At 67.4% G+C, this 26,462-nt stretch carries 24 protein-coding genes and 1 other annotated feature; of the genes, 15 read left to right on the top strand and 9 right to left on the bottom strand.

Translation table 11 applies throughout. The annotated features are described in order from the left end of the window. Positions 1–10: 10 nt before the first annotated feature. The 4 genes from AAG816_RS13910 to recQ all read right to left on the bottom strand — a co-directional run bounded on the left by AAG816_RS13910 (position 11) and on the right by recQ (position 4,019). On the bottom strand, positions 11–322 hold the full coding sequence (locus tag AAG816_RS13910) for a chorismate mutase (protein WP_341990243.1): 312 nt from the start codon (positions 320–322) through the stop codon (positions 11–13). Then, the gene (gene gatA, locus AAG816_RS13905) at positions 310–1,794 is read right to left on the bottom strand and encodes an Asp-tRNA(Asn)/Glu-tRNA(Gln) amidotransferase subunit GatA (protein ID WP_341990242.1); all 1,485 of its coding nucleotides are present in this window, start codon (positions 1,792–1,794) and stop codon (positions 310–312) included. Before gatA ends, AAG816_RS13910 begins: the two co-directional genes overlap by 13 nt. Continuing rightward, positions 1,791–2,078 (bottom strand): Asp-tRNA(Asn)/Glu-tRNA(Gln) amidotransferase subunit GatC, encoded by a 288-nt coding sequence (gene gatC / locus AAG816_RS13900; RefSeq protein ID WP_341990241.1) that lies wholly within the window; start codon positions 2,076–2,078, stop codon positions 1,791–1,793. Before gatC ends, gatA begins: the two co-directional genes overlap by 4 nt. 108 nt (positions 2,079–2,186) lie before the next feature. Further along, a complete protein-coding gene (recQ, locus tag AAG816_RS13895; RefSeq protein ID WP_341990240.1) occupies positions 2,187–4,019 on the bottom strand; it encodes a DNA helicase RecQ in 1,833 nt (610 codons plus the stop codon). 133 nt (positions 4,020–4,152) lie between these two features. After that, positions 4,153–4,208, top strand: a sequence feature (sul1 is cis-regulatory element that is thought to sense ions involved in sulfur or methionine metabolism; They are found in Alphaproteobacteria). 68 nt (positions 4,209–4,276) lie between these two features. Between recQ and AAG816_RS13890 the strand changes: the two genes are divergently transcribed. Then, entirely contained in the window at positions 4,277–5,758 is a 1,482-nt protein-coding gene (locus AAG816_RS13890; RefSeq protein WP_341990239.1) for a SulP family inorganic anion transporter, read from the top strand. Positions 5,759–5,786: 28 nt separating this feature from the next. Here AAG816_RS13890 and AAG816_RS13885 read toward each other — a convergent pair whose 3' ends face one another. Next, positions 5,787–6,497: a metal-dependent hydrolase gene (locus AAG816_RS13885; RefSeq protein ID WP_341990238.1), complete on the bottom strand. Its 711-nt coding sequence runs from the start codon at positions 6,495–6,497 to the stop codon at positions 5,787–5,789. A 271-nt stretch (positions 6,498–6,768) separates the two neighbouring features. Here AAG816_RS13885 and ruvX point away from each other — a divergent pair, with 271 nt between their 5' ends. After that, positions 6,769–7,242: a Holliday junction resolvase RuvX gene (ruvX, locus tag AAG816_RS13880; protein WP_341990278.1), complete on the top strand. Its 474-nt coding sequence runs from the start codon at positions 6,769–6,771 to the stop codon at positions 7,240–7,242. A gap of 296 nt (positions 7,243–7,538) precedes the next feature. Beyond that, positions 7,539–8,477, top strand: coding sequence for an AEC family transporter (locus tag AAG816_RS13875; protein WP_341990237.1), 939 nt, complete (start codon positions 7,539–7,541; stop codon positions 8,475–8,477). Between the two features lie 78 nt (positions 8,478–8,555). On the opposite strand, the gene AAG816_RS13870 is transcribed toward AAG816_RS13875, so the two are convergent. Next, positions 8,556–8,987 (bottom strand): hypothetical protein, encoded by a 432-nt coding sequence (locus AAG816_RS13870; protein ID WP_341990236.1) that lies wholly within the window; start codon positions 8,985–8,987, stop codon positions 8,556–8,558. Between the two features lie 303 nt (positions 8,988–9,290). Between AAG816_RS13870 and AAG816_RS13865 the strand changes: the two genes are divergently transcribed. The 4 genes from AAG816_RS13865 to dprA are packed head-to-tail and all read left to right on the top strand — an operon-like array spanning position 9,291 to position 13,352. Further along, on the top strand, positions 9,291–10,238 hold the full coding sequence (locus tag AAG816_RS13865; RefSeq protein WP_341990235.1) for an aspartate carbamoyltransferase catalytic subunit: 948 nt from the start codon (positions 9,291–9,293) through the stop codon (positions 10,236–10,238). 12 nt (positions 10,239–10,250) lie between these two features. Next, positions 10,251–11,546 carry a dihydroorotase gene (locus AAG816_RS13860; protein ID WP_341990234.1) on the top strand — a complete coding sequence of 432 codons (1,296 nt, stop codon included), beginning with the start codon at positions 10,251–10,253 and terminating at the stop codon, positions 11,544–11,546. Positions 11,547–11,583: 37 nt separating this feature from the next. Beyond that, the gene (plsY, locus tag AAG816_RS13855; protein ID WP_341990233.1) at positions 11,584–12,198 is read left to right on the top strand and encodes a glycerol-3-phosphate 1-O-acyltransferase PlsY; all 615 of its coding nucleotides are present in this window, start codon (positions 11,584–11,586) and stop codon (positions 12,196–12,198) included. Further along, positions 12,195–13,352, top strand: a complete 1,158-nt coding sequence (gene dprA, locus AAG816_RS13850; protein ID WP_341990232.1) for a DNA-processing protein DprA — start codon at positions 12,195–12,197, stop codon at positions 13,350–13,352. Before plsY ends, dprA begins: the two co-directional genes overlap by 4 nt. A gap of 27 nt (positions 13,353–13,379) precedes the next feature. On the opposite strand, the gene AAG816_RS13845 is transcribed toward dprA, so the two are convergent. Further along, positions 13,380–13,598 (bottom strand): hypothetical protein, encoded by a 219-nt coding sequence (locus AAG816_RS13845; protein ID WP_341990231.1) that lies wholly within the window; start codon positions 13,596–13,598, stop codon positions 13,380–13,382. 195 nt (positions 13,599–13,793) lie between these two features. On the opposite strand from AAG816_RS13845, the gene topA reads away from it, so the two are divergent. After that, entirely contained in the window at positions 13,794–16,523 is a 2,730-nt protein-coding gene (gene topA / locus AAG816_RS13840) for a type I DNA topoisomerase (RefSeq protein WP_341990230.1), read from the top strand. 49 nt (positions 16,524–16,572) lie between these two features. Here the strand turns inward: topA and AAG816_RS13835 are convergent, their stop codons facing one another. Beyond that, complete coding sequence (locus AAG816_RS13835) at positions 16,573–18,075, bottom strand: MDR family MFS transporter (protein WP_341990229.1); 1,503 nt, start codon at positions 18,073–18,075, stop codon at positions 16,573–16,575. A 479-nt stretch (positions 18,076–18,554) separates the two neighbouring features. On the opposite strand from AAG816_RS13835, the gene rnr reads away from it, so the two are divergent. The 5 genes from rnr to rpmG all read left to right on the top strand — a co-directional run bounded on the left by rnr (position 18,555) and on the right by rpmG (position 23,773). After that, positions 18,555–20,972 carry a ribonuclease R gene (gene rnr / locus AAG816_RS13830; RefSeq protein WP_341990276.1) on the top strand — a complete coding sequence of 806 codons (2,418 nt, stop codon included), beginning with the start codon at positions 18,555–18,557 and terminating at the stop codon, positions 20,970–20,972. Then, entirely contained in the window at positions 20,972–21,427 is a 456-nt protein-coding gene (locus AAG816_RS13825; protein ID WP_341990228.1) for a DUF983 domain-containing protein, read from the top strand. Before rnr ends, AAG816_RS13825 begins: the two co-directional genes overlap by 1 nt. Before the next feature lie 10 nt (positions 21,428–21,437). Then, the gene (locus AAG816_RS13820) at positions 21,438–22,187 is read left to right on the top strand and encodes an NUDIX domain-containing protein (protein WP_341990227.1); all 750 of its coding nucleotides are present in this window, start codon (positions 21,438–21,440) and stop codon (positions 22,185–22,187) included. Between the two features lie 118 nt (positions 22,188–22,305). After that, complete coding sequence (locus tag AAG816_RS13815; protein WP_341990226.1) at positions 22,306–23,499, top strand: MFS transporter; 1,194 nt, start codon at positions 22,306–22,308, stop codon at positions 23,497–23,499. A 106-nt stretch (positions 23,500–23,605) separates the two neighbouring features. Next, the gene (rpmG, locus tag AAG816_RS13810; RefSeq protein WP_341990225.1) at positions 23,606–23,773 is read left to right on the top strand and encodes a 50S ribosomal protein L33; all 168 of its coding nucleotides are present in this window, start codon (positions 23,606–23,608) and stop codon (positions 23,771–23,773) included. Positions 23,774–24,298: 525 nt separating this feature from the next. On the opposite strand, the gene AAG816_RS13805 is transcribed toward rpmG, so the two are convergent. Next, on the bottom strand, positions 24,299–24,667 hold the full coding sequence (locus AAG816_RS13805) for a response regulator (protein ID WP_341990224.1): 369 nt from the start codon (positions 24,665–24,667) through the stop codon (positions 24,299–24,301). Positions 24,668–24,764: 97 nt separating this feature from the next. On the opposite strand from AAG816_RS13805, the gene AAG816_RS13800 reads away from it, so the two are divergent. Then, complete coding sequence (locus tag AAG816_RS13800) at positions 24,765–25,079, top strand: DUF3572 domain-containing protein (protein ID WP_341990223.1); 315 nt, start codon at positions 24,765–24,767, stop codon at positions 25,077–25,079. 2 nt (positions 25,080–25,081) lie between these two features. Beyond that, on the top strand, positions 25,082–26,386 hold the full coding sequence (locus AAG816_RS13795; protein ID WP_341990222.1) for a DNA polymerase IV: 1,305 nt from the start codon (positions 25,082–25,084) through the stop codon (positions 26,384–26,386). Positions 26,387–26,462: the final 76 nt, after the last annotated feature.

Genomic DNA, 26,462 nt, shown 5'->3' with positions numbered 1-26,462 from the left:
GTTTCACCGTTTAGACCAGGCGTTCGTTCTCATAGTCGATGGTCCATTGGATCAGCCGGCGCCATAAAGCATCGGTGAGATCCTCCGGCAGGCCGGCGGCACGGGCGCGGGCGCAGACCCGCTCCACCACTTCCTCCACCCGCTCCGGCAGCAAAGCGGGAATGCCCGCCTGCCGCTTGATCACCAGAACCCGCTCCACCACCGCGACCCGCTGGATCAGAAGGTCGACCATCTGGTCGTCCAGCGCGTCGATATCGGCCCGCGCCTCCGCCAGCAGCACGCGGGCGGCGGCCTCGGGATCGGCGGGCGTCACGCCTCCCACCAGGCATCCTCCACGGGGAAGCGGCCGGCAGCGTCCTCGATGACCTGGGCGAGGGAGAACAATGTCTCTTCCTCGAACGGGCGCCCGATCAGCTGGAGCCCCAGCGGCAGGTTGTTGCAGGAGAAGCCGCCGGGCACGGAAATTCCCGGCAGGCCGGCCAGATTCACCGTCACCGTGAACACGTCCTGGAGATACATCTCCACTGGATCGGCGCTGGACTTCTCGCCGATGCCGAACGCCGCAGACGGCGTCGCGGGAGTGAGCACCGCATCCACCCCCTGCGCGAACACGTCGTCGAAGTCGCGCTTGATCAGGGTGCGGACCTTCTGCGCCTTGAGATAATAGGCGTCGTAATAGCCCGCCGAGAGCACATAGGTGCCGATCATGATGCGGCGGCGCACTTCCGGACCGAAGCCGGCGGCGCGGGTGCGCTCATACATGTCGGCAATGTCACGGCCGGGCACCCGCAGGCCGTAGCGCACGCCGTCATAGCGCGCGAGGTTCGAAGAGGCTTCCGCCGGTGCCACGATATAATAGGCCGGCAGCGCGTATTTGGTGTGCGGCAAGGTGATGTCCACCACCTCCGCGCCCGCATCGCGCAGCCACTGGGCGCCCTCTTCCCATAGGCCCGCGATCTCGGGGTCCAGCCCCTCGACCCGGTACTCGCGTGGAATGCCGATGCGCTTGCCCCGGATGGAAGCGCCGACCGCGTCCTCATAATCGGGCACCGCGCGATTCACGCTGGTGGAATCCTTGGGGTCGAAGCCGGCCATGGAGCGCAGCAGCACCGCCGCATCATTCACGGTGCGGGCGATGGGGCCGGCCTGATCCAGCGACGAGGCATAAGCGATGATGCCGTAGCGCGAGCAGCGGCCATAGGTGGGTTTGATGCCCACGGTGCCGGTGAAGGCCGCCGGCTGGCGGATGGAGCCGCCGGTGTCGGTGGCCGTGGCGCCGGCGCACAGGAACGCGGCCACCGCCGCGGCCGAGCCGCCGGAAGACCCGCCGGGCACCAGAGGGGCCTGGTCCTTCTCGCGCTGCCAGGGCGAGACCACCGGGCCGAAAGCCGAGCTTTCGTTGGAGGAGCCCATGGCGAACTCGTCATTGTTCAGCTTGCCGAGCATGACGGCGCCATCCGCCCACAGGCGGGAGGTGACGCTGGATTCGTAGGGCGGCACGAAGTCCCCGAGAATCTTCGAGCAGGCGGTGGTCCGCACGTCCTTGGTGCAGAACATGTCCTTGATGCCCAGGGGCAGGCCTTCCAGCTTGCCGGCGTCGCCGCTGTCGATGCGCTTGTCGCTCTCGGCGGCCATGGCCAGCGCCTGCTCGGCGGTCTCCAGCACATAGGCATTGAGCCCGCGCGCCTGCTCCATGGCGGTGACATAAGACTCAGTCAGCTCGACGGAGGTGAACTCGCGCTTGGCGAGGCCTTCGCGCGCCTGGGTGAGGGTCAGACGATTGAGCGCGGTCATTCCACCACCTTCGGCACCGTGAAGAATCCGCCCTCGGACTGCGGGGCGTTGGCAAGGATCAGTTCGGGGATGTGGCCATCGTTGACCACGTCCTCGCGCATGGGCAGTTCCATTGGAATGACGCCGGTCATGGGCTCGATGGAGGACACGTCCAGATCCGCCAATTGCTCCACAAAGGCGAGGATGGCGTTCAGTTCGCCCTGCAGGGGCTCCAGCTCTTCCTCGCGCACCGCGATGCGCGCGAGATGCGCCACGCGGCGAACGGTCGCCTGATCGACGGACATGACATGCTCCTTAAGCTATGGCCGCTATAGCAAGGGCGTTCCCGGCGGGAAAGCCTTCTGAGCAACCGGCGTTCCTCATGGCCACAGGCGTTCACCGCAGTGGCGGCCCTAACCGCCCCGTACCGCTTCCAAAAAGACCGGACCATAGCGCTCCAGCTTGGCCTCGCCGACGCCGGAGACATCCCCCAGCGCCGCCAGCGAGCGCGGGCGCACGCGGACGATCTCCATCAAGGTGGCATCGTGAAAAATCACATAGGGTGGGACGCTCTGGGCGCGGGCCAGTTCCAGGCGCAGGCCGCGCAGCTTCTGATACAGTTGCTCGTCCGCCGGATCGCTGAGCGCGGGCTTCGGGCCCCGTCCCCCGGCCGCGCCGCCGGCGCGCGCCGGCCGGGCGCGCGCCTCCACCTTGAGCTGCACGGTGCGCTCGCCGCGCAGGACCGGGCGGCATTCGGCCGACAGGCTGAGGCCGCCATGGCCTTCCACATCCACCTGCAACAGGCCCAATGCCACAACCTGGCGCACCACGGCGCGCCATTCATCGCGGGAGAGATCCTTGCCGATGCCGAAGGTGGAAATCTTGTCATGGCCGAGCTTGAGCGCCCGATCGTTGCCCACCCCCAGCAGCACGTCGATCACATGGCCCGCGCCGAAGCGCTCGCCGGTGCGATAGACGCAGGACAGAAGCTTCTGCACCACCTGCGTGCCGTCGAAGGTCTTCACCGGCTCCAGGCAGGTATCGCAATTGCCGCACGGCTCCGGCAGCGTCTCTTCGAAATAGGACAACAGCACCTGCCGCCGGCAACTGGCGGTCTCGCACAGGCCCAGCAGCGCATCGAGCTTCTGGCGCTCCACCCGCTTGCGGGCCTCCGGCGCGTCGGAGGCTTCCACGAACTGGATCAGCTTGGCCACATCCTCGACGCCATAGAGCAGCAGCGCTTCGGACGGCAGGCCGTCGCGGCCGGCGCGGCCGGTCTCCTGGTAATAGGCCTCAATGCTCTTGGGCAGGTCCAGGTGCACCACGAACCGCACGTCCGGCTTGTCGATGCCCATGCCGAAGGCGATGGTGGCCACCATCACCACGCCCTCTTCCTTGATGAAGCGGTCCTGATTGCGGGCGCGGGTCTCCGCATCCAGGCCCGCATGATAGCGCAGCGCGGTGCGGCCTTCGGCATTCAGCGTATCGGCGGTCTGCTCCACCTTGGCGCGGCTCATGCAGTAGATGATGCCGGCCTCGTCCACATGCTCATCCAGGAAGGCGCGCAATTGCGCCTTGGGATTGGCTTTGGGGGCGATGCGATAGCGGATGTTGGGCCGGTCGAAGCTGGACAGGAACACCCGCCCATTCTCCAGCCCCAGCCGCTCGACAATCTCGCGCCGGGTGGGGCCGTCGGCGGTGGCGGTCAGCGCGATGCGCGGCACCGAGGGAAAGCGCTCGTGCAGCATGGTGAGCTGCCGATATTCGGGCCGGAAATCATGCCCCCATTGCGAGACGCAGTGCGCCTCGTCGATGGCGAACAAAGCGATGCGCGCGCCCTGCAGCAAGGTCTGGAAGCTGTCGGTGAACAGGCGCTCGGGCGCCACATAGAGCATATCCAGCTCGCCCAGGGCGAAGGCGCGCTCCACCTGCCGCGCCTCGCCCGGCTGGAGCGCGGAATTCAGCGCCGCCGCCCGCACGCCCAATTGGCGCAGCGCCTGCACCTGATCGTGCATCAGGGCAATCAGGGGCGAAATGATGATGCCAGTGCCCGGCCGCACCAAAGCCGGAACCTGATAGCACAATGACTTGCCGCCGCCGGTGGGCATCAGCACCAAGGCGTCGCCGCCCTCCACCAGATGCTGGACGATCTCCGCCTGCGGCCCCCGGAAGCTGTCATAGCCGAAGACGTGGCGCAGAACGTCCTTGGGATCCTGGGGCGACTCGAACGTCTGTGTGGCGGGCATCGCTCCTTATAGCGCGGTCGGAAGACCGGGCAACGCGGCGCGTGGGCGCCCCATGCAAGCGGCTGCGGTCCGGTGGGGCGTACGCGGCCGCATGTTGCCATGGGCGGTCCGGCTGGATATGACTGAGGTATTCACGGGACCCGGTGAAATTCCGGGTGGCTCTTCCGGCCGCCGATCCGCCGGACCACGCAAATGGCACCATTGACCCAGCCTCAGACCGGCTGAACGGGCGTGCCTGCTTTGCGGAATCCCTTCTGATGACATTTTCCCTGTTTTCCACCCGCGAGTGGACCTCCAACGTGCGCGGGGATTTCCTGTCGGGCCTGGTGGTGGCGCTGGCGCTCATTCCCGAAGCCATCGGCTTCTCGGTGATCGCCGGGGTTGATCCCAAGGTCGGGCTTTATGCCTCGGTGGTGATCGCCTGCGTCATCGCCTTCACTGGCGGGCGCCCGGCCATGATCTCCGCCGCCACCGCCGCCACCGCGGTCTTGATGTCCGGCTTGGTCCGGGACCATGGCGTGCAATATCTGTTCGCCGCCACCATCCTCATGGGCCTGTTCCAGATCGCGGCGGCGTTGCTGAAGCTCGGGCGGCTGATGCGCTTCGTTTCGCAATCGGTGATGACCGGTTTCGTCAACGCCTTGGCGATCCTGATCTTCCTGGCCCAATTGCCGGAACTGGTGAACGTACCGCCGGCCACCTATGGCCTGATCGCCCTGGGGCTGGGCATCATCTATCTCTTTCCCCGCCTCACCCGAGCCGTGCCGTCGCCCCTGGTGGCGATCGTCGTTCTCACGGCGATCAGTGCACTGTTCCATCTGGATGTGCGTACGGTGGCGCATCTGGGGGAACTGCCCTCGACCCTGCCCAGCTTCGGCTTGCCGCAGGTGCCTTACACCTTTGAGACCCTGCGCATCCTGGTGCCCATCGCCCTGACACTGGCTGCGGTGGGTCTGCTGGAATCGCTGCTCACAGCGCAGATCGTCGACGACCTCACCGACACGTCCAGCGACAAGAACCGCGAATGCGCGGGCCAGGGGCTCGCCAACATCGCCTCCGCGGTGTTCGGCGGCATGGGTGGCTGCGCCATGATCGGCCAGTCGGTCATCAATGTGTCGTCGGGGGCGCGTGGGCGCCTGTCCACCCTCACCGCCGGGCTTGCGCTCCTGATCCTGCTGGTGGCGCTCCAAGACCTGCTCGCCATCGTACCGGTGGCGGCGCTGACCGCGGTGATGCTGATGGTCTCCATCAACACCTTCTCCTGGCAGTCCATCGTCCGGCTGCGCTCCAATCCTGCGCAGTCTTCCATCGTGATGCTGGCGACGGTCGCCACCGTCGTCGCCACCAACGACCTGGCCAAGGGCGTGCTGGTGGGCGTGCTGCTCTCTGGCATGTTCTTCGCCAGCAAGGTGTCTCGCCTGAGCCGGGTCTCCTCCACCCTGTCCGCGGATGGGCGGGTGCGCACCTACCGGGTGGAAGGACAGGTGTTCTTCGCCTCCGCCGGGACGTTTCGCGATGCGATCCACGTCACCGAGGACGTGGATCGCATCGTCATCGATGTCACCGACGCCCATTTCTGGGACATCTCAGCCATCGGCGCCCTCGATCAGGTGGTGTTCAAGGCGCGACGAAACGGTCGCGTGGTCGAGGTCATTGGCCTCAATGCCGCCAGCGCAACCCTGGTGGAACGGTTCGCGCAGCACGACAAGGACGGGGCGGGGGCCCAGCCGCTGCACTGAGAGCGAAGCGGGGGCAACGTCCCCCGCCTTAGACCTCGAAGCTCTGCCCGCTTTTGGCCACCACCACCTTGACCGGATGGCCTTCCAGCGCCGCCACGAAGCCGGACGCGTCCTGCACCAGAGGCGGGAACGAGCCAAAGTGGCAGGGCACCACCGTTTCCACATTCAGGAACCGCCGCACCGCCAGGGCTGCCACCGCCGGCCCCATGGTGAATCGGTCACCAATGGGAACCAAGGCCACCTTTGGCTGGTGGATCTCGCTGATCAGCGCCATGTCGGAGAAGATGTCGGTGTCGCCCAGATGCCAGATCGCCGGCTCGCCCTCGGCCTTCACGATCAGGCCGGTGGGATTGCCCAGATAGGCCGGCACCGAGCCGTCGCCGCCGGAGGAATGGTCCGCCCGCACCATGGTGACAGTGAAACCGTCCAGCGCGATGGTGCCGCCCGTATTCATCATCTGGAAGTTGGACAGGCCCTGCCCGCCCAGAAAGCCGCACAGTTCGGGATTGGCCACCACCGGCACGGTGGCGCCGCCCTCCTCCACCGTCTTCACCAGTTCAACCGTATCGCCCACATGGTCGGAATGGCCGTGGGTGAGCAGAATGTGGGTGAGGCCATGGGCAGCCTCGGACACCGTGCCCTTGAAGGACGGATTGCCGGTGAAGAAGGGATCGATGAGCACCGCCTTGCCGGCAAAATCCAGGCGGAAGGCGGCATGTCCGAACCAGGTAATCTTCATGGTCGTAGCCCTTTGTGCAGGAAGGGGGAGCGGCAGCGCGTTCAGCGCCGTGTCTCTTCGGCGCGGAGTATCGGGTAAGCGCCGAGCCCCCGCAACGCGTCCAGCGGCCACGCTGTTCCCCGCTTAGTGGGTCGAGCGATGATCGAAATATGCCGTGGCGTTGCGCGCCCAAGGCTGGTTAGGTGCGGCCATGACACGCCTTCCGCCCGCCGCCGATCCAACGCCCCTTGCAACGCAGGGGGATATCCCAACTGTGCCGTCGCCCGGCGCCATGGTTGCGCCGTTGGTGGATATCGCCGCTTTGCTGCCGCCGCGCGGTTCGCTGCTGGGGCTGGATCTCGGCACCAAGACCATCGGTGTGGCGACCTGCGATCCCGACCGCCGGCTGGCGACCATCGTGGAGACCATCCAGCGCAGCAAATTCACCCTCGACGCCAACCGCCTGCTCGCCCTGGCGGATGACCGCAAGGCGGTGGCCTTCGTGCTCGGCCTGCCGCTGAACATGGACGGCTCCGAGGGCCCGCGCGTCCAGGCGAGCCGCGCGTTCGCGCGCAACTTTGCCCGCCTCTCGGGCCGGCCCATCGCGTTCTGGGATGAGCGGCTGTCCACTGTGGCAGTGGAGCGAGCGTTGATCTCGGCGGACATGAGCCGGGCCAAGCGGGCCAATGTCATCGACCAGCACGCGGCGGCGTTCATTCTTCAAGGTGCGCTGGACTTCCTCAATCGGCGCGGCTTCGGACGATAACAGGGGCGCATCGCAGGTCCCTCGGTCGCCGCGGGAAGGCAGGAACGAAACGCGACCTCCTCGCCGCTTGCGATTCGCGCCGGCTTTGTTCCGCTCCGTTCCCGCCTCCGGCATGGCAGGCCGCCGAACGTCCCGTTTCGGGACCGCCGCACAATGCCCCGCGCAAACTGAATGCCTGCGCCGGTCGCCCCGCGCGCACTCCACTGGTCGGACCGTCCGGGGCGGTCTATGCACACCTCCCCGCCCCATGCGCCCGCCGTGCCGGGTTCATAACGCCCTTTCCGGTATCCGATCCCATGACCAGCATCCTCACCGCCCTCGTCCCGGTCTTCCTGGTGATCTTGCTGGGGGTGGTGCTGCGCCGGCTGCTGCTGAAAAAAGCCGACCATTGGATCGCACTGGAACAGCTCACCTATTTCGTCCTGTTCCCGGCCCTGCTGCTGGTCTCCGCCGTCAAGGCCGATCTGCGCGGCGTCAGCGTGCTGGAGGTGGTGGGCGCCATGCTGGGGGCGATCCTGATCATGACGGCGGGGCTGCTGGCGGTGCGTCCGTTGCTGACCCGCAGCATGGCGCTCAGCGGGCCGGCATTCACCTCCCTGTTCCAGGGCGCCACCCGCTGGAATACCTACATCGCCCTAGCGGTGGCTGGTGGTCTTTATGGCGCCGCGGGCGTCACCGTGGCTGCGGTGGCCCTGGTGGCGATGATCCCGGCGGTCAATGTGGTCTGCGTCATTGTCCTGGCCCGTTACGCAGGCACCGCCCATGCCACGCCCCGCTTCATCGCCAGCCAATTGGTGCGCAATCCCTTTATCTGGTCCTGTGCGGCGGGAGCGCTGCTGAATGGCTTTGCGATCCCGGTTCCAGCGGTGGTGGTGGAGTTCGGCGATATTCTGGGCCGCGCCTCGCTGGCCCTCGGCCTGCTCGTGGTCGGCGGCGGCCTCGCATTGGACCGCCTGCGCGAACTGAAGCCGGTGGTGTTTCTGACCCTGTTCCTCAAGCTGGCAGTGAAGCCCGCCGTCGCCGTGGGCCTGGGACTCGCCTTTGGGCTGCGGGGCACCGAACTGGCCGTCCTGGCCATCGTCTGCGCGGTTCCATCTGCGCCCAACGGCTACGTTCTCGCCCGCCAGATGGGCGGAGACGCGCCGCTTCTGGCCGAGATGCTGACGGTGCAGATCATCGGGGCGGCGCTGACGCTCCCCGTGGTGCTTGCCCTGGTCGGCTTGCTGCCCGCCTGAGGCCTTGCGGACCAAATGAAAAAGGCGGCCCCGAGGCCGCCTTTCGTATCTGCAAGCACTGAACCCGAGAACCGTGGCTCAGCAAGGCCCCCAATACCCACCTTGCGGGCCGCCATACCAGCACCGGGCCGGGCCCTGATACATCACCGGGGGCGGCGGCGGCGGGGCGTAATAGACCACCGGCGGCGGCGGCGGCTCGTAATAGACCGGCGGCGGGGGAGCAGCGCTGGCGGCACCGGCGATGGCCGCGGCGCCCAGAATGCCCAGCGCGATCCCGGCACCCACGGCAGCGCCATTGTTGTTGTTGCGCCGGCCGCAGTTCCAGCACGGCGGCGGGGGACCGTAGCCGCGGCCATAATACTGCACCGTCGTCACCGGCGATGCGGCAAGGGCGGGAAGGCGCGCGGCCCCACTGGAGAGCGAAGCCGAAAAAGCCGGGGACGCGGCCAACATACCGAGCGCAGCCACGAGGCCGAGCGCAGCGACCCGATTGGACACACTGCTTGTCATTACTAGTCTCCTGAGCGTCGCTCTTGACCCACCTTCAATGGCCGCCTGAAAACGCTGTGTCCGCTTTCATCGAACGGGATCGAAGCTAAATTATGACTTCAATCCGATCAGCGTTAATACTACGTTGCCCCGCTGAATGCGGACTGAACGAACCAAGTCGTTCCTGTGTCTACTTGTTCGACAACATGGCCGCATTTCGCCCTCCACGGTATTTTGGGCAAAAGCAAGACAGCCCCGCGCCCCCCCTGCGGCCAAGCTGAGCCTTGCAGGCACGGGTGAGTCTCGCTAAGGCTCCGGCCTGCCATGCATGCAGCCTCCGCCTTCACCCTCGACCGCCGCGACTTGCTCGGCATCGACGGGCTATCCGCTCGGGAGATCATCGGTCTCCTGGATCTCGCCGAGGAATTCGTCGTCCTCAACCGGCAGATCGAAAAGAAACGTACGGCGCTGCGCGGCCGGACCCAGATCAACCTATTCTTCGAAGCGTCCACCCGCACCCAGTCCTCGTTCGAGATCGCGGGCAAGCGCCTCGGTGCCGACGTGATGAACATGTCGGTGGGCACGTCTTCGGTGAAGAAGGGCGAGACCCTGGTCGACACCGCCATGACGCTGAACGCCATGCACCCCGACATATTGGTGGTGCGGCATCACGCCTCGGGCGCGGTGGCCCTGCTGGCCCGGCAGGTGGACTGCTGCGTGGTCAATGCCGGCGACGGCGCCCATGAACATCCCACCCAGGCGCTGCTGGATGCCCTGACCATCCGCCGCAACAAAGGCGAGATCACCGGACTGGTGGTGGCCATCTGCGGCGACGTGCTCCACTCGCGGGTGGCGCGCTCCAACATCCTGCTGCTGCACACGCTGGGCGCGCAGGTGCGGGTGGTGGCCCCCTCCACGCTACTGCCAACGGGCATCGAGAATTTCGGCGTTGAGGTCCACCGCAACATGGACAGCGGCCTGAAGGATGCGGACATCGTGATGATGCTGCGCCTCCAGCGCGAGCGCATGGCCGGTTCCTTCATCCCCTCGGTGAAGGAATATTTCCATTATTACGGCCTCGACGAAGCCAAGCTGAAGCGCGCCAAGCCCGATGCTCTGGTGATGCACCCCGGCCCCATGAACCGAGGCGTGGAGATCGACTCGGCGGTGGCCGATGGGCCGCAGTCCCTGATCCGCGAGCAGGTGGAAATGGGGGTCGCGGTGCGCATGGCCGTCCTCGATGCGCTCGCGCGCAAGCTTCCCAACGCCTGAAGGGGCCCCGCCATGACCGAGCCCCATCCCCTCCTGCTCGCCAACGCCCGCATCGTCGACCCGTCCCGCGGCTCGGACTTCCAAGGTGACGTACTGTTGTCCGGCGGCATCATCCTGGATACCGCCTTCGGCATCGCTGCCGCGGGCATTCCCGATGGCGCGGAAGTGGTGGATTGCCGCGGCGCCGTCGTCGCCCCCGGCCTCGTGGACATGCGCGCCTATATCGGCGAGCCCGGCGCCGAGCACCGCGAGACCCTGGCCTCCGCCAGCCATGCGGCGGCCGCCGGCGGCGTCACCACCATCGTCTGCCAGCCCGATACCGATCCGGTGGTGGATGATCCGGCCATCGTCGACTTCATCCTGCGCCGGGCGCGCGATACCGCCGTGGTCCGCATCCACCCCATGGCCGCCCTCACCAAGGGACTGCGCGGCGAGGAGATGACCGAGATCGGCCTGCTCCAGGCGGCCGGTGCGGTGGCCTTCACCGATGGCGCCCGCTCACTTGCTTCCGCCCAGGTGCTGCGCCGGGCGCTCACTTATGCCCGCGACTTCGACGCTCTGGTGGTTCATCACACCGAGGACGCCACCATGTCCGGCGGCGCCATGAACGAGGGCCTGTTCGCCACCAAGCTCGGCCTTGGCGGCAACCCCAAGGCGGCGGAGACCATCGTCCTGGAGCGCGATCTGCGGCTCGTGGACGGCGCCCGCGGGCGCTACCACGCCGCCGCGATCACCTGCCGCGAATCGCTGGAGGTTCTGGCCCGGGCCAAGGAAGCCGGATTGCCGGTGACCTGCTCGGTGTCCATCAACCATCTCAGCTTCAACGAGCTGGATGTGGGCCAATACCGCACCTTCTTCAAGGTCGCCCCGCCGCTGCGCGCGGAAGAGGACCGCACAGCCCTGATCCACGCCCTCGCCTCCGGCCTGATCGACGTGGTGGTTTCCGACCACAACCCCCAGGATGTGGAGATGAAGCGCCTGCCGTTCTCCGAGGCGGAGCCGGGCGCCATCGGCCTGGAAACCCTGCTGAGCGCGGCCCTGCGGCTGGTGCATTCCGACCAGGTGGATCTGGTGAATGTGCTGCATGCCTTGTCGACCCGCCCGGCGGAACTTCTGGGCCTGCGCGCGGGAACCCTGCGGCCCGGGGCGCCGGCGGACGTCATCGTGCTCGATGCCGACATGCCCTACGTGCTTGATCCGGCCCAGTTGAAGTCCCGCTCCCGCAATACACCGTTCGATTCCGCCCGGCTCCAGGGCCGGGTTCTGCGCACCATCGTTGCCGGACGCACGGTGTACGAATACGTTTGATCCCCAAGGCGCGCCCCGCGCCAGATGCGAGACCCGTATGTCGGTTTTTTCCTGGTCTCTGGCGCCGACCCTGACGCTGGCTGCGGTGGCGCTGGGCTATCTGCTCGGCTCGATCCCGTTCGGCATCCTCATCACCCGCCTCGCCGGCACCGCCGATATCCGCACCATCGGCTCCGGCAATATCGGCGCCACCAATGTGCTGCGCACGGGGCGCAAGGATCTGGCGGCGGCAACCCTGCTCGGTGACGCGCTGAAGGGCACCGTGGCGGTGCTGGTGGCGGGTGCCTTGTGGGGCGCCGACGCGGCGCTGGCGGCGGGGCTCGGGGCATTTGTGGGCCATCTGCTGCCGGTGTGGCTGAAATTCAAGGGCGGCAAGGGCGTCGCCACGTTCCTGGGCATCGCCCTCGGCCTGTTCTGGCCGTCCGCCATCGCCTTTGCGGTGGTCTGGCTCGCGGTGGCCTATCTGTCCCGCTATTCCTCGCTGGCCGCTTTGGTGGCGGCAGTGGCGACGCCGCTCGCCGCTTATGGGCTCGGCGCTCCACGGGTGGGGCTGCTGCTGGCGCTGCTGGCCCTGCTGCTGTGGGGCAAGCATCACGCCAATATCTCCCGCCTGCTGTCCGGGACGGAGACCAAGATCGGCGCAAAGGGATGAGCGCCGGGCGGGGTGGCAGCGCACGGCTCTCCCCGTCCCAGCGACTGGACTGGCTGCGCCTGATTCGCACGGAAAATGTCGGTCCGCGTACGTTTCGCGTTCTCGTCAACCAGTTCGGCGGCGCCGCCGCGGCATTGGAGGCTTTGCCCAGCCTGGCCCGGCGCGGCGGACGATTGATGCCGCCCCGCTCCCCCAGCATTGCGGAAGCGGAAGACGAAACCGCCGCCCTGGAGCGCCTGGGCGGGCGCTTCGTGCTGATGGCCGATGCCGCCTACCCCGAAGCCCTGCGGGTACTGGACGATGCGCCGCCGGTGATCGCGGTGCGCGGACGTGACGCCGCGCTGATGGCGCCTAAGGTCGCCATCGTCGGTGCCCGCAACGCCTCCGCCGCCGGCCGCACGCTGGCGGCACGGTTTGCGCGGGAGTTGGCAAACGCCGGCTTCGTGGTGGTCTCGGGCCTGGCGCGGGGCGTGGATACCGCCGCCCACGAGGCCAGCCTGGAGGGCGGCACCATCGGTGTCTTAGCCGGCGGCCTCGCCAAGCCCTATCCCGCCGAAAACATCGGCCTGATCGAGCGGGTGGTGGCGACTGGGGCCGTGGTCTCGGAAATGCCGCTGGCCTGGGAGGCCCGCGCGCGGGATTTTCCCCGCCGCAACCGCCTCGTCTCCGGCATGGCCCTGGGCGTGCTGGTGGTGGAGGCGGCGGAACGCTCCGGCTCGTTGATCACCGCGCGTCTGGCTGCCGAGCAGGGGCGCGAAGTGTTCGCCATTCCCGGTTCGCCCCTGGACCCGCGGGCCGGCGGCACCAACCGGTTGCTGAAATCGGGCGCGACCCTGGTCACCGACGCCGCCGACGTGATCGAGGCGCTGCGGCCGCTGCTTGAACGCCCGCGCTTTTCCACCTCGCCGTTCGATGGTCCCGAGGGCCAAATTGAAGCCCCCCGCGCGCCGCCGGGGGCCTCGCCGGAGCCGGAAGATGGGGTGCGCGGACGCATCCTGGAACTGCTCTCACCGGTTCCGACCACCATCGACGATCTGGTGCGCTTCGCCCAGGCATCTGCGGCCGAGGTGCAAGTGGTGTTGCTCGAACTGGAGCTGGCGGGTCGCCTGGAGCGCCAGAACGGCGGCCGGGTGGCGCTGATCCGACCGGAGTGACGCGGCCAGGCAGCCGATTCGAGCCTCTCACTCCTGGATGGCGTCCGCGCGGATTGCGCGGTCCGAACGCCCTTGTGGCTTCGGCACCGCCGCCCGGGCTTCCAGCCGGGCCATGTCCAGCAGATAGGCGAGCGTGGGGAACCCGTGCCCACGCGCAAGGCGGGACAATTCCCCGGCGAGCGAGGCCACGTAGGTGGCAAACTCGTCCGCATCTGTCGTCTTCCGCTCAGGCGCCGCGCCGCTCATGCCTTCGCTCCCAGACCTCGACCCCAACAACATCCTGATAGTTGCCTGAAGCTTTACAACATACTCTAGGTTGCATAGCGACAAAGATCCCGCGGCGACAGCTGGGAATGGGTGCGATTTGACAGCCCTGCCGTCGAACCCCATGTTGCGGCCGCCGCCAAGGGGCCGCGGCGTTTTTCAAGAGATTGTTCGTCCATGCAGGTCGTCATCGTTGAATCGCCGGCTAAGGCGAAGACGATCAACAAATATCTCGGTCCGGGTTACGAGGTCATCGCTTCGTATGGCCACATCCGGGACCTCCCCTCCAAGGACGGTTCGGTGGACCCCGATGCGGACTTCCGCATGCTGTGGGAAGTGGACCCCAAGGCCCAGAAGCGCCTCAACGAGATCGCCAAGGCGGTCAAGGGCGCTGATGGCCTGATCCTCGCCACCGATCCGGATCGCGAAGGGGAAGCCATCTCCTGGCACGTCCTCGAAGTGCTGCGCGAGAAGAAGGCGCTCAAGGGCCAGCCGGTCGAGCGCGTGGTGTTCAACGCCATCACCAAGCAGGCCGTGCTGGATGCCATGAAGGCGCCGCGGGCCATCGATGTGGCGCTGGTGGATGCCTATCTCGCCCGCCGCGCCCTCGATTATCTGGTGGGCTTCACCCTCTCCCCGGTGCTGTGGCGCAAATTGCCCGGCGCCCGCTCCGCCGGCCGTGTGCAGTCGGTGGCGCTGCGCCTGGTCTGCGACCGGGAGCGCGAGATCGAGCTGTTCCAAGCGCGGGAATACTGGTCCATCGTCGCCCAGCTTGCGACCCCGCGCGGCGAGGGCTTCGAGGCCCGCCTGTCGGGCGCCGACGGCAAGAAGATCACCCGCCTGTCTGTCGGCACCGCCGAGGAAGCCGCGGCGTTCCGCGCCTCCCTGGAGTCGTCCACCTTCAGCGTGCGCGGCATCGAGGCCAAGCCCATGCGGCGGCATCCGCAGCCGCCCTTCACCACCTCCACTTTGCAGCAGGAAGCCAGCCGCAAGCTCGGTCTGGCGCCGGCCCGCACCATGCAGATCGCCCAGCGCCTGTATGAAGGCGTGGACGTGGGCGGCGAGACCGTGGGTCTCATCACCTATATGCGAACCGATGGCGTGGACATGGCGCCGGAGGCGGTCGCCGCCACTCGCGCCGCCATCTCCAGCCATTACGGCCCGCGCTATCTGCCCGGCGTGCCGCGCAAATACACCACCAAGGCCAAGAATGCCCAGGAAGCCCATGAGGCGATCCGGCCCACCGATCCCACCCGGCGGCCCAAGGATGCCGCGCGCCATCTCGATCCCGAGCAGGCCAAGCTCTACGAGTTGATCTGGACCCGCACCGTGGCGAGCCAGATGGAATCGGCGGAGATGGAGCGGACCACCGCCGACATCATCGCCCGCGCCGCCGGCCGCGACCTGGAACTCACCGCCACCGGCACCGTGGTGAAGTTCGACGGGTTCCTGGCGCTCTATCGCGAAGGCAAGGACGACGAGGAGGAGGACGAGGACAGCCGCCGCCTCCCCGCCATGTCCACGGGCGAGGCCCTGGACAAGAAGGCCATCGTCACCGACCAGCATTTCACCGAGCCGCCGCCGCGCTATTCGGAAGCATCGCTGGTGAAGCGCATGGAAGAGCTGGGCATCGGCCGCCCCTCCACGTATGCCGCCGTGCTCGCCGTGCTGCGCGACCGCGAATATGTGAAGCTGGACAAGAAGCGCCTCGTTCCCGAGGACAAGGGCCGGCTGGTCACCGCCTTCCTGCAAAGTTTCTTCAAGAAGTACGTGGAGTACGACTTCACCGCCGACCTGGAAGAGAAGCTCGACAAGGTCTCTGCCGCCGAGCTGGACTGGAAGCAGGTGTTGCGGGACTTCTGGGCGGATTTCTCGGTGGCGGTGGAAGCCACCAAGGAACTGCGCGTCTCCAACGTGCTCGATGCGCTGGACGAGATCCTCACCGCCCATCTGTTCCCCGCCACCACCGACGGCAGTGATCCCCGCCTGTGCCCCACCTGCGGCACCGGGCGGCTATCGCTGAAGATGGGCAAGTTCGGCGCCTTCATCGGCTGCTCGAATTATCCCGAATGCCGCCACACCCGCCCGCTCTCCGGCGAAGCGGCGGTGGAAGGCGATGGCATTCGCAAGCTCGGTCCTGATCCGGTGACCGGATTGGAAGTCACCCTGCGCGATGGCCGCTTCGGCGTCTATCTCCAGCTGGGCGAGGCGGTGGACGGCGAGAAGCCCAAGCGCTCCAGCCTGCCGAAGGGGCTGGCGCCGGCGGATGTGGATCTGGAGACAGCGCTCGCGCTTCTCTCCCTGCCCCGTCCCGTGGGCACCCATCCGGACGACGGCGCCCCGGTGCTCGCCGGCATCGGCAAGTTCGGGCCCTACATCCAGCACGGCAAGGTCTATGCGAATCTGGAGGCCGGCGACGACATCCTGGTCATCGGCCTCAACCGCGCGGTGACGCTCTTGGCGGAAAAGCAATCCAAGGGGCGTGGCGGTCGCGGGGCGGCGCCGGCCGGGCGCGGCTTGGGCGACCATCCCACCGAGGGCGGCGCCATCACCGTGCGGGCCGGGCGCTTCGGGCCTTATGTGAACCACGGCAAGATCAATGCGACCTTGCCCAAGTCGCAGGATCCGGACAGCCTGACGCTGGAACAGGCTTTGGTGCTGATCGAGGCCAAGGCGGCGGCCAATCCGTCCGCCCGCAAGCCGGCGCGCAAGCCATCCGGCGACGGCGCGGCCAAGAAGGCCAAGGCACCGGCGAAGAAGGCGGCCCCCAAGAAGGCTGCGGCCAAGGCCAGCACCGACGGCGACAGCGCCACGACCGATGCGTCGGCCAAGAAGACCGCCGCGAAGAAGCCGGCGGCAAAGAAGGCACCGGCCAAAAAGCCCGCCAAGGCCGCAACCGAAGACTGACAAGGCACGCGACCGGCGCCCCTGGGCGCCGGCGCATCCCGGAGCGGCGCTATTCCGCCGCGCCGGCCACCAATTCTTCCGCGCTGGTGTCTTCCGCATGCTTGCGCACATTGGTGCGCAACGGGCGCTCCTCCATGGCCAGCAGCGCACAGAGCGCCAGCGTCAGGCATCCGGCGGCGCAGCCGAACACCAGCCGGAAGGCATGGATCAGCCCGGCCGCATCGGAGCCGGTGACGAGCTTGGCCACATCCCCCTGGCCGGGCACGATGCCGAGCGCAGCCATCAGCACGGCGCCAAATACTGCCACCAGCACCGCTGACCCCAGCGAGCGGAAGAAATTCATGGCGCCGGTGGCCGTGCCCATCTGCCAGGGCATCACCGCATTCTGGATCGACACGGTAGTCACCGGCAGCAGGCAGCCGATGCCCATGCCCATCAGGCCGAACACCACCGCCAGCACGGTGAGCGGCAGCAGTTCCGGCCCCACGGCCAGCAGCAGCAGGCCGGCGATGGACGTGCACAGGCCGGCGATGGCGCTGCGCTTGTAATGGGTGAACCGCGCCAGCGCCCGCCCCGAGAGCCACGACCCCAGCACCACTCCGCCCATGAGCGGGATCAGCCCCAGCCCCGACTGGCTGGCGGTGAGGCCGCGCACGGTCTCGAAATAGAGCGGCACGTTGATGGACAGGGCGATCAGCGTGCCCATGGTCAGCAAAGCGGCGATGGTGCCGCACGCCACCACCGGATGCAGCAGAATGGCCAGCGGCAGGAACGGCTCCTCCGCCGTCGCGATGCGCCAGACAAAGCCGATGGCGAACACCGCCGCGGCAGCGCCGAGCGCCAATATCTGCACCGCGTCCCAACGATAGCGCACGCCACCCCAGGTCAGGGCCAGCAGCAGGCAGACCGTTGCCACGATCATCAGCACCGCGCCCAGCAGGTCCACCTTGGCCTTGCGATCATGGCGCGGCAGGCGGCGCAGCAGGCGGTCGGTCATCAGGAAAGCGGCGAGACCCAAGGGCAGATTGATCCAGAAGATCATCGACCAGTGCACATGCTCCGCCAGCACGCCGCCCAGCACCGGGCCGCCGAGGCTGCTGGCCATGAACACGCTGGCGATATAGCCCTGGTAGCGCCCCCGCTCCTTTGGCGACACCACGTCGGCGATGATGGTCTGGGCCAGGGAAATCAGCCCGCCGCCGCCCAGCCCCTGAAGCCCGCGCGCCAGGATGAGCGCCAGCATGTTCGGCGCCAGGGCACACACCAGGGAGCCGATGGAAAAGACCGTGATCGCCACCAGCATCATGGCGCGGCGTCCATGGACGTCGCTGAGCTTGCCATAGAGCGGTGTCACGGCGGTGGAGGTGATGAGATAGGCGGTCACCACCCAGGACAGATTTTCGAAATCGTGCAGATCGGCGCCGATGGTGGGAAGCGCCGTGGCAACGATGGTCTGGTCGAGGGAGGCCAAAAGCATCGCCAGCATGATGCCGATGATGATGGCGCGAATCTCGGAATGATCCAGCGGCGCACCGACGGCATTCGGGGTCATGACGGCCTCGGGGAACTGGGGGAGCCGGCCGCACCGACGGGCGGTCCGCACCACACATGGGTGGGGTTTGATGGCTTGCGTAGTTTCTCGCAGGATCTCAACGGGTTCAAGGCGTATCCCGCATGGCCGGGGCGCTCGCCATGCGCGCGGGTCGGGGCGCCGCCACATTCCGGCCCCATGCCGCGCCACCACCTGCGCCGATGCCGGTGCCGGACTGTGGATCCGATTGCCTTTGAACTGCCATCGATCGTGCTCTAGCCTTGAAGACAGTCCAGGGCGACCATCGCCCGTTGTTTTCTTGCCTCCTCGGGGGCGAGGTTAACGCCGCCATAATGCCTGACCCGACGTTCCACGTTGGTCCCGGCTCACGGGAACCGCTCTTGCCCAAACGTCCTTCCGGCCCCGGCCGCTCGCCTTCCGCCCCCTCCCGCCGCTCACGCCTGCGCCCCGGCGAGCATCCGCCCAAGCGCGCTGGCGTGCTGCCGAGCAAGGAAGAGGTCATCGCCTTCATCGCCACCCAGAGCGGGGCGGTGGACAAGCGCGATATCGCCCGCGCCTTCGGCCTCGGGGCCGCGCAGAAGATGGAACTGAAAGCCCTGCTGCGCGACCTGAAGGACGAGGGGGTGGTCGATCAGCGCCGCCGCAAGGTGCATGTGCCCGGCACCTTGCCCAATGTGGTTCTGGCGGACATCACCTCCCGCGACGCCGATGGCGAACTCATCGCCACCCCGGTGGAATGGGATCAGGACGCCCATGGCGAGGCCCCGCGGATCCTGCTGAAGCCGGCGGAACGCGGCCGCGGCCCGGCGCCCGGCCTTTCCGACCGGGTTCTGGTGCGGGTCGAGCCGGACGATCCCGAAGAGGGCGTCGGCTATTCCGGCCAGGTGATCAAGCTGCTGGAAAAGGCGCGCAAGCACTCCCTGGGGGTGTTCCGCGCCATGCCCGAGGGCGGCGGGCGCATCATTCCCATCGACAAGAAGAACCTCGGCCGCGAGATGCTGGTGCCGCCCGGGGCCGAGAACGACGCCAAGGACGGCGATCTGGTTTCCGTGGAGCTGACCCACCAGCGGGTGTTCGGTCTGCCGACTGTGCGGGTGAAGGACCGGCTCGGTTCGCTGGCGTCGGAGAAGGCCATCAGCCTGGTGGCCATCCACGCCCACGGCATTCCCAATGTGTTTCCCCGCGCGGTGATGGCGGAGGCCGAAGCCGCCAGGCCGGTGAGCGCCAAGGGCCGCGAGGACTGGCGCGACCTGCCGCTGCTGACCATCGATCCCGCAGACGCCAAGGACCATGACGACGCCGTCCACGCTTTGCCCGACCCGGACCCGGACAATGCGGGCGGCTTCATCGTCACGGTCGCCATCGCCGACGTGGCCTCCTACATCCTCCCCGGCACCGCGCTCGACCGCGAGGCGCTGCTGCGCGGCAATTCGGTCTATTTCCCCGATCGCGTCGTGCCGATGCTGCCCGAGCGGATCTCCAACGACCTGTGCTCGCTGCGTCCCCTGGAGGACCGTCCGGCGCTGGCGGTGCGCATGGTCATCGGCAAGGACGGGCGCAAGAAGCACCATACCTTCCACCGCATCCTGATGCGTTCGGCGGCCAAGCTCGCTTATGCCCAGGCCCAGGCGGCGATGGACGGCCAGCCGGACGACACCACCAGCGTGCTGCTGGAGGGGGTGCTGCGCCCGCTCTATGCCGCTTATGCCTGCGTGAAGCAGGCCCGCGACAATCGCCAGCCGCTGGACCTGGACCTGCCCGAGCGCAAGATCGTGCTGAAGGCGGACGGCACCGTGGACAAGGTGATCGTGCCGCCCCGCCTCGATGCCCATCGGCTGATCGAGGAGTTCATGATCCTGGCCAATGTGGCCGCCGCCGAGACGCTGGAGCAGAAGAAGATCCCGCTGATCTTCCGCGTCCATGACGGGCCGACGCTGGCCAAGCTCTCCAGCCTGCGGGAATTCCTGGCCACCCTCGACATCACCCTGACCAAGTCCGATCAGGTGCGGCCATCGGATTTCAACCGCATCCTGGCCCAGGTGGTGGGCACGGATTCCGCGCCCATGGTCAATCAGGTGATCCTGCGCAGCCAGTCGCAGGCGGAGTATTCGCCGGAAAACTACGGCCATTTCGGCCTCAACCTGCGCCGCTACGCCCATTTCACCTCGCCGATCCGGCGCTATGCGGATCTGATCGTGCATCGCGGTCTGGTGCGCACGCTGGGGGGCGAAGAGGATGCTTTGCCCGCCAACACCACCGTCGAGATGCTGGCGGAAGTGGCCGCGGACATATCCGCGACCGAACGGCGCGCCATGGCGGCGGAGCGCGAGACCGTAGACCGGCTCATCGCCCATCATCTGGCGGACCAGATCGGCGCCACCTTTACCGCGCGGGTGACGGGGGCCACCAAGGCCGGCCTGTTCGTGTGCCTGGATGAGACCGGCGCCGACGGCTTCGTGCCCGCCGCCACCATCGGCCAGGATTATTATCGCTTCGACGAGACCCGCCAGGCCCTGGTGGGCGACCGCAGCGGCGAAATGCACCGCATCGGCGACCGGGTGGAAGTCAAGTTGGTGGAGGCGGCACCCGTGGCCGGGGCGTTGCGGTTTGAACTTCTCAGTGAAGGTTCCTATGTGGGGAAGGGCCGCGGCAAGTTCACGCCCGGCCGCGCCCGCCCCGGCAAGCCGGGGTTCGGGCGCCCCGGCAAGGCGGCGCCCGGACGGGCGCCATCGACCAAGGCCGGTGCCACCAAGCGCGGCCCCGGCCGCGCCGCACCGCCCCACGCGGCGGCGGAACCAACCACGCACGGTGACCCGGAGGGTTCCGGGCCGGTGTCCACCCGTTCGCGCAAGGCCCGGCCACCGAAGTCACGACCGCCCAAGGGACGCAAACGCTGATGACCATGAAGACCTATGTGGATGAGCAGCGCAGCGTCGCCAGCGCCATCGGGCGCGGCCTGCGCTGCCGCTGCCCGCAGTGCGGCGTCGGCGCCATCTTCCCGCGCTATCTCAAGGTGGCCGACCACTGCCCCTCCTGCGGCGAGGCGCTCTATCACCACCGCGCCGACGATGCCCCGCCTTATGCGGTGATCCTGGTGCTGGGCCACATCATCGTGCCGCTGCTGGTGCTGGTGGAGGAGATCTACCGGCCCGAGGTGTGGGTGCATCTGGTGCTGTGGATGCCGCTGACCCTGGTGCTCAGCCTCATTCTGCTGCCGATGATGAAGGGCGGGCTGATCGGCCTGCAATGGGCCCTGCGCATGCACGGCTTCGATCCCGCCAGCCCCGAATGCCAACCCGCCCCAGCCCTCGCCGTCACCGGCCCGAGCGCCAAGACTCCTCCGGCCCCATGACCGCAGCCCCATGACCGAAACCGCAGAACCGGACCTCGCCGCACGCCTCACCGCCAGCGAGCGCAACCAGACCCACCCCAACGTGCGCCCGCGCGACGCCGCCTCGCTGATCCTGGTGGATCGCAGCGGCAAGACGCCCCGCATTCTCATGGGCCTGCGTCATCCCAGCCACCGCTTCATGCCCAATGTGTTCGTCTTCCCCGGCGGACGGGTTGAAGCGTGCGATCGCGCCATGCCGGTGTTCGGCATGCTGGATGGGGATAGCGAGCGCCGGCTCATGGCCGGGGTCCAGCGCCCGACCCTCGGCCGTGCCCGCGCCGTGGCCGCGGCGGCGATCCGCGAAACCTATGAGGAAACCGGGCTTTTGATCGGCACCACCGAGGCCGGCGCACCCGCGGCGCCCGCCGGCGAATGGCAGGCCTTCGCCGAGCACGGGGTCTATCCCAATCTGGAATCCCTCACCTTCGTGCTGCGGGCGATCACGCCGCCGCGCCGACCGAAGCGGTTCGATACCCGCTTCTTCCTGGCTGACGTCAAGGACGTGGGCGCCCGGGTGGAGGGCATGGTGGGGCCGCAATCGGAGCTTATCGAGCTGCGCTGGCTCACCATTGCGGAGACGGAGGCGGCGGAACTTCCCACCATCACCCGCGTCGTACTTCAGGAAGTGGGCGCGCGGATCGAGGCGGGACTGCGCCGGCGCGATCCGGTGCCGTTTTATTCCATGCAGCGCGGACGCTTCGTCCGGGCATTGCTCGACTAGGCCGCCGCGCGTGGCTAAAGCCACGTTGGGTTGTGTCCAAAGTTGAACGCCGCCTGCACCGCCATCCCGTTGACGTTGACACGGGCGTCCCAACGCCTGCCGAGGTTCTGAGGTCTTCATGCACGCCCCCGAGCGGCCCATCGCGCGCGCGAGCCGGTCTGCGTCCATCACTGCCGCCATTTCCGCCGTCTCGGTGGTCGGAATCGGCATTAGCCTGTCCATCCCGCTGCTGGCGCTGGAACTGGAAAGCCGCGGCATCTCCAACACCTGGATCGGCGTGAATACGGCGGTGGCGGGCATCGCCACCATCTTCACCGCCCCGTTCGTGCCGCTGCTGGTGCGCAAGATCGGCGTGCGCATGCTGCTGACCCTGGCGATCGCGGTGACCGCTTTGACCCTGGTCGGGTTCAAGGCGATCCCCTCTTTCGTCATGTGGTTCCCGCTGCGGTTCGCCTTCGGCGCGGCGCTCTGCATTCTGTTCGCGGTGAGCGAATTCTGGATCAATGCGGTCGCTCCGCCGCACCGGCGCGGACTGGTGATGGGCATCTACGCCACCGCTCTGTCCATCGGTGCGGCCATGGGGCCACTGATTCTCGGGCTCTTGGGCGCGCGGGGCTGGGCGCCTTATTTGGCTGGTGCCGTGGTGCTGTCGCTGGGTGCTATCCCCATTCTGATGGCCCGGGGCATGACGCCCACCATCCATGAGGACGACCATCACGGCGTGCTGGGCTTCGTGCGCCGCTCGCCCATTGCCACGCTTGCGGCGTTCATTTTCGGCGCCATCGAGACGGCGGTGATGAGCTTTCTGCCCCTCTACGGGGTGCGACTCGGCCTGTCCGACACGGACGCCTCTTTGCTGCTGACCATCGCCGTGCTGGGCAATGTGGCGTTCCAGATCCCCCTGGGGCTGGTGAGCGACAAGATCGACCGGCGCTTTCTGCTACTGGTCTGCGCTTTGTTCGGAACCGTCGGCGCCCTGGTGCTGCCGTTCCTGGCGGTGCACACGCTGGAGTTCAAGGTGGCGGTATTCCTGGCCACCGGCATCGTCGGCAGCCTCTATACGGTGGGTCTCGCGCATCTGGGCGAGCGTTTTCACGGCGCGGATCTGGCAGCCGCCAACGCCGCCTTTGTCATGCTGTACTCGGTCGGCCTCATCGTCGGCCCGCCGCTGGTGGGCTTCGGCATGGATGCCTACAACCCCTACGGCTTTGCCTATGTGGTGGCGGGCATGCTCGGCATGTATGTGCTGGTGGTGGCAGGGCGCCTCAGCTTCGAGCGGCGGCGCGAAGGGTTGACAATTCCGGGACAATGAGGGAATTTCCGCGCTCACGAGCCGCCGTACCGGCAGCGCGTCCGTAATTCTTTTCCCGCAACCGACCTTATCGGCTTGCGCGCCGGAGCGGCATCAAGGAACGACCATGGCCAAGGCTGCAACCATTAAGATCAAGCTTCTGTCCACCGCGGACACCGGCGTGTTCTATGTCACGAAGAAGAACTCTCGCACCAAGACTGAAAAGCTGGTGATGAAGAAGTACGACCCGGTGGCGAAGAAGCACGTGGAATTCCGCGAGACGAAGATCAAGTGATCTGACCCGCGGTTTCAATTGTGACCGACTGAAAGGCGCCTCCTCCGGAGGCGCCTTTTTCTTTGGCGATTCGCAATGCAACTGCCGTCGATGCGTCCGGCGACTCAGAATCAACCCCGCTCCATCCGCACGGCCGAGGACGACCCCAGCGCTGTGCGAAAAGACACGGGGTCGGCCAAGCCCATGCCATCGCCCGAAAGCGGGCGCGGCACGCAAAAATCGAAGCTGAACGGAAGGTGTGGATAAAGGGTGAGGTGGCCGGCGGTGGACGGACGGGGAGGCCTCCCGTTGTCGTCCACCGGCCGGCCGAACCCCACGGACCCAGGAGATGCGGCGGACCTGAGCACTCCGTAGGGTTAGGGAAGAAACCGCGCGCGCCATTGGGCGATCCGCATCGGCTCCGTGAACCTAACATCCTATGAAGCTAGCCCAAGGGCGCGGGAAAGCAAAGGGGTACGACCCATAGGGGCAGGATTCGCCATCCGCTCCAGATCTTGAGCGGCGGCCTCCGCGCGGCGATGCCGCTCAGCCGCCGGCAAACAGCTTTACCGTCTCCAGGAACTTGGCGACCGAGATCGGCTTGGACAAATAGGCCTCGCAGCCACCGGCGCGAATGCGCTCTTCGTCGCCCTTCATGGCGAAGGCGGTCACCGCCACCACCGGGATCGACTTCAGCTCCGGATCCGCCTTCAGCCATTTGGTGACCTCCAGCCCGGAGACTTCCGGCAACTGGATATCCATGAGGATCAGGTCCGGCTGGTGGGCGCGCGCCAGATCCATGGCCTCAATGCCGTTGCGGGTTTCCACGGTCCGGTAGCCATGGGCCTCCAGCAGATCGTGGAAGAGCTTCATGTTCAGCTCATTGTCTTCCACAATCATCACTGTCTTCGGCATCTGTCTTGCCCCCCGGGCCGTCTCATATGCCGCTTCGCAGGCGCGGGCGGATCGGACATGATGGGATAGCTAGACGTCATTCGTTTCGGAAGCGCAAATGCCCATCAAAGAACGCCCCGCGGAACGCGCGCGGGCCGACGACATCGCCATCTCCGCCCTGTCCTTTCTGGCCGGGGACGGCGAGCGCATCGCCGGCTTCCTGGAGGCCACAGGCCTTGATCCGTCAGGCTTGCGCACTGCCGCGCGGCGCCCGGACTTCGGCGCCGGCGTTCTGGCCTACCTCCTGTCCGACGAGCCGCTGCTGCTGGTGTTCTGCGCCCATGCCCAGCTTCAGCCCGCCGCCGTGCAGCGCGCCCACGACCTTTTGAGCCCGCCCGCCGATCCCGATTCGGTGGTCCGCCGGCCCCATTGAGCATGAGCGACGCCCTGCCCGTCCCCGGATTCTGCCGCGACTGCCTGGCGGATGCGGGGGCGGCGCCGCGCTGTCCGGCCTGCGGCAGCCCACGGCTGGTGCGCCATCCGAAGATCCACACGCTGAGCGTGGCCCATGTGGATTGCGACGCCTTCTATGCGGCCGTGGAGAAGCGCGATGACCCCAGCCTGGCCGACGTGCCGGTGATTATCGGCGGCGGCGTGCGCGGGGTGGTGTCTACCTGCTGCTATATCGCCCGCATCTCCGGCGTGCGCTCGGCCATGCCCATGTACAAGGCCAAGGCGCTGTGCCCCAACGCGGTGATCGTGAAGCCCAACATGGCGAAATATGTCGCCGTGGGCCGGCAGGTGCGGGCGCTGATGCAGGAACTGACGCCTCTGGTGGAACCGCTCTCCATCGACGAAGCCTTCCTCGATCTCACCGGCACCGAGCGCTTGCACCGCCTGAGCCCCGCGCGCGTGCTGGCGCGCTTTGCCGCGCGGGTGGAAAGCGAGATCGGCATCAGCATTTCGGTGGGGCTGGCGGCCAACAAGTTCCTGGCCAAGACCGCGTCCGACCTGGACAAGCCGCGCGGCTATTCGGTGCTGGGGCTGGAGGAAGCACCCGCCTTCCTCGCGCCGCGCCCCGTCACCTTCATCTGGGGCGTGGGGCCGGCCTTCGGCGCCAAACTCACCCGCGACGGCTTCCCCCTGATCGCCGATCTCCAGCGCGCCGACGAGAAGGACCTGGCCCGTCGCTATGGCGCCGAGGGCCTGCGATTGTGGAAACTGGCGCGGGGCCTGGATGCGCGCATCGTCACGCCGGACCGGGAGGCCAAGAGCGTTTCGGCGGAAACCACCTTCGATACCGATTTGCGCGACCTGCGGCCTTTGGAGCAGACGCTCTACGCCCTGTGCGAGAAGGTCTGCACCCGCCTGAAACAGGCGGACAGCGCCGGACGCACGGTGACGCTGAAGCTGAAGACCGCCGACTTCCGCGCCCGCACCCGCTCCCGCGCCCTGGAAAGCCCCACCCGCCTCGCCGCCAGGCTGTATGCCGCCGCCCATGATCTGCTGCTGAAGGAGGTGGACGGTACGCCGTTTCGCCTGATCGGCGTCGGACTGTCGGATCTTTCGGAAGGAAGCGAGGCCGACCCGGCGGATCTGGTGGACACCTCCACGGAACGGCTCAAGGCCACAGAGACCGCCATGGACGCGGTCCGCGCCAAGTTTGGCGCGGCGGCGGTGACCCGGGGTATCCTCATCGATCGTCCCCGCCGGAACCCGACGCCGGATTCGAAGCGTTAGGCGCGCGCCACCCTGGTATCCAAGCGTCCGCCCATTGACGATCATGGGCGGCGAATCGCAGCGGCATTCGCCCCGA

The organism is Azorhizobium sp. AG788, assembly GCF_943371865.1.
Lineage (GTDB): Bacteria > Pseudomonadota > Alphaproteobacteria > Rhizobiales > Xanthobacteraceae > Azorhizobium.
The sequence above is the reverse complement of the archived record's forward strand: the minus strand, read 5'-3'. Positions and strand labels throughout refer to the sequence as shown.